General features: G+C 53.4%; 2 protein-coding genes and 1 pseudogene. 1 reads left to right on the top strand and 2 read right to left on the bottom strand.

Annotated features, from left to right (window positions below):
* Positions 1-42: 42 nt before the first annotated feature.
* A pseudogene (locus INT21_RS10730) lies at positions 43-288 on the top strand (CmlA/FloR family chloramphenicol efflux MFS transporter); the annotation flags it as partial.
* A gap of 183 nt (positions 289-471) precedes the next feature.
* On the opposite strand, the gene INT21_RS10725 reads toward INT21_RS10730, so the two are convergent.
* Positions 472-1,422, bottom strand: a complete 951-nt coding sequence (locus INT21_RS10725; protein WP_193085178.1) for a DUF808 domain-containing protein — start codon at positions 1,420-1,422, stop codon at positions 472-474.
* A 142-nt stretch (positions 1,423-1,564) separates the two neighbouring features.
* The gene (locus INT21_RS10720) at positions 1,565-2,704 is read right to left on the bottom strand and encodes a Fic family protein (protein WP_193067428.1); all 1,140 of its coding nucleotides are present in this window, start codon (positions 2,702-2,704) and stop codon (positions 1,565-1,567) included.
* Positions 2,705-3,061 lie beyond the last annotated feature (357 nt).

The following is a 3,061-nucleotide window of genomic DNA, read 5'->3' as shown; positions in this document are numbered from 1 at the left end:
TGACGTGAAGTAGGTCAACTACGTCGTAGGATGAACGCTTACGTCGGTATCGTGTTCACAACATCGGTGACAGCCAACGGTGCGCTTCATGAATTCAGCGAGATGGCAGGCACTGCCGTTGCCCTGCACTTCTGCATTCAGAGCCTTATCGTCGGTGTAATAGGCACAGGGGCAGTGATAGCACTTGATGGAAGCAGCGCTTGGCCACTTATCGCCTATATTGGCGGCATGGCAGCGATGACGCTCGCTATGCTTATAGGACTAGCGCGATATAAACAGCAGAGGTAGGTTGATTCAATCAGCCCTAACACCAATGCAGGTTTGCGGTGATTCTCTCTAAAGTACTGCTTATCTTTTCAGGCCATTCGTTCCAAAATGAATGGCCTGAGCCGTTAGCTCGCCCACCATCACCGCCACTAGCTTTCTCACTTCGATTGTCACTTCGAGCGTGCCGATCATGATGGCGGGCACCTAGTCGGCGTGTGTCTTGTTAGTCGGCATAAGGTGCAACGCCCCCACCACCACCGAGCCCACCAGCAAGCCGATCACCGCAGAACACAGCGTATTGAAACTCCAGCCCAGCAAGCCACCCAAAGCACCGGTTGCCTCGGCAATGCCATGCTCGACATGGTGTACCCACGCATAGGGCGCGTTGAACCAACCCGTTCCATCGGCACCCAGGTTGGCCATCAGAATATGCCCACCCACCCAGAGCATGGCGACGGTACCCACCACCGAGATGGTCGCTAGCACTTTGGGCATCGCAGTCACCAGACCACGGCCCAGAGTCTGAATTGCCGAATTATTCCGCTGGGCGAGCTTCAGGCCGATATCATCCATCTTGACCAACAGCGCCACCACGCCATACACCAGCAGCGTGATAACAAACGCCACCACCACCAGACTCGCCATCTGTGACCAGAACCCCTGATGGGAGACAGTAGCCAGCGCGATCACCATAATTTCAGCAGACAGAATCAGGTCGGTGCGAACGGCACCACTGACGATCTTTTTCTCGGCTTCCGGCCCCTTCTCTACCGCTGGTTTGTCGTCGTCATGCTGACCGGATAGCTTATGCCAGACCTTCTCCGCGCCCTCAAAGGCCAGATAGGTGCCACCCACCATCAGGATGATCGGCAACAGCGCGGGCAAAAAGTAATTCAGCAGCAGCGCCACCGGCAGGATAAAGATAAGCTTATTGCGGATCGACCCCAGCGCGATCTGCTTCACAATCGCCAGCTCACGCTCCGCTGTCACCCCCTGCAAATACTGCGGCGTCACCGCCGTATCATCCACCACCACCCCGGCCGCCTTCGCCGTCGCACGCCCAGCGGCGGCACTCACATCGTCCAGTGATGCTGCGGTCAACTTCGCCAATGCGGCAATGTCATCCAGTAATCCTATCAAGCCGCCTATTGCCATGGGTGCTTCCTCCGTGAATAACAGGTGCAGATAGTAAAGCATACAGCGGGTGAGTTACCTTCAAAGTGCTTTGAGGCAAAGGCATTCACTTGCTATAGGTCGATTTTCATTGCAAGCGATACGGCCTCACTGACCAAGCCCACTATTTATACTGTGTGCCTTCATGAGCTTGCCCAAGTAACACCGTATAGCGTGTACTGCGCCCACCGCCGGGAAGCTTGGAAAGACAGCCTTTTTCCAGTAGCTCGGCCAAATCCCGCGTTGCGGTGGCTTTACTCACTTTGGCCAACGATTGGTACTTACGGGCATTGATGCCCTGCTCAAACTCCTCCCCCGCTGTATCCAATAAGCGGTTCAGCACCTTGATTTGCCGTTCATTCAGCACGGTGGTGGCATGGCGCTGCCAGAAGGTGGTTTTCATTAACACACGGTCGATTCTTAACAGCGCCTGCTCAAGTGCCTCTTTCAGCGTGTCCAGAAACCACAACAACCACGGCGTAATATCGAGACTGCCTTTCTGAGCGCTTTCGAGGTGATCGTAGTAGGCGTGGCGGCGCGCCATGATGGCCGCGCTCAAGGAATAGAAGCGAACGGATTGCCGCTCTGCTTGTGCAAGCGCGCGATCTGTCACCGCGCGGGTAACGCGCCCATTGCCATCATCAAAGGGATGCAAGGTAATCAACCATAGATGGGTTATGCCAGCGCGAACCAGCCTATCAAGCCCCAGAGGCGGATGGTTGAACCAAGTAATAAAGGCATCCAGCTCAGCCTCCAATTGCCCACGGGGCGGCGCTTCAAAATGGACGGTAGGCCGATCAAGTCGCCCTGAGACCACCTGCATGGGGTGATCACCACGCAACTCGCCCACACGTATCTGACTAATCAAGCCAGGGCCTTGCACAAACAGCATGGACTGCCAAAGGGACAGTCGCTCATGGGTAAGCGGCTCATCCAATTGGCGCGTGGATTGCAGCAATAGCTCAACCAGCGCCTCAGATTCCGGTGTTGTTCTGGCAGAGACACCGGCTTGCTCCAAGCCTAACTGCCGGGCAACAGAAGACCTCACGGAACCAACGTCCAAGCGCTCACCCTCGATTTCACTGGTACGAATCGCATTCTGGATCAGCGCATCCATCTCCACGTCCAGATCGGCCAGGCCGTGGACAGTCTCGGTTTTACCCAACACCCGGCCCTGCAGCAGCCGCACGGCATCCAACGTTGGCCGAAGAACGGACTCATCCCACTCAAAATGTGGCCAGTTGCGCTGTTCCCAGATATACATGAGCCGATTAACCGCCCTATTCAGATCATATTATGAGCCGATTATGGTTGATATTCGGCTCATAGGCTAGTATTGATAATAACTAAGAAATGGTTTTTTTCAGTCACAGCTGATCGTACGCTCATGACGGTGAAGTGATCCCTAAGCCCCCCTTATTAGCAGCATAGGGTGTGTAGAAACTAAGGCACTACATAAGTACATAAAATTCCTTTTAATTAGAAAACTAAAAAATTAAACGTACACCTCGAATTCCTCTAACATTATTTGAGGCGTAAGCTCTCTGACATTTTCATTATTAACAAAAAATATATTCATGAAATAAATTATATTATCCAAACTTAATGGGTGACGATAACC

Source organism: Halomonas sp. 3F2F, from assembly GCF_014897805.1.
In the GTDB taxonomy this organism is placed as follows: domain Bacteria; phylum Pseudomonadota; class Gammaproteobacteria; order Pseudomonadales; family Halomonadaceae; genus Vreelandella.
Note: the sequence above shows the minus strand (reverse complement) of the source record. Positions and strands in the feature narration are given on the sequence as shown.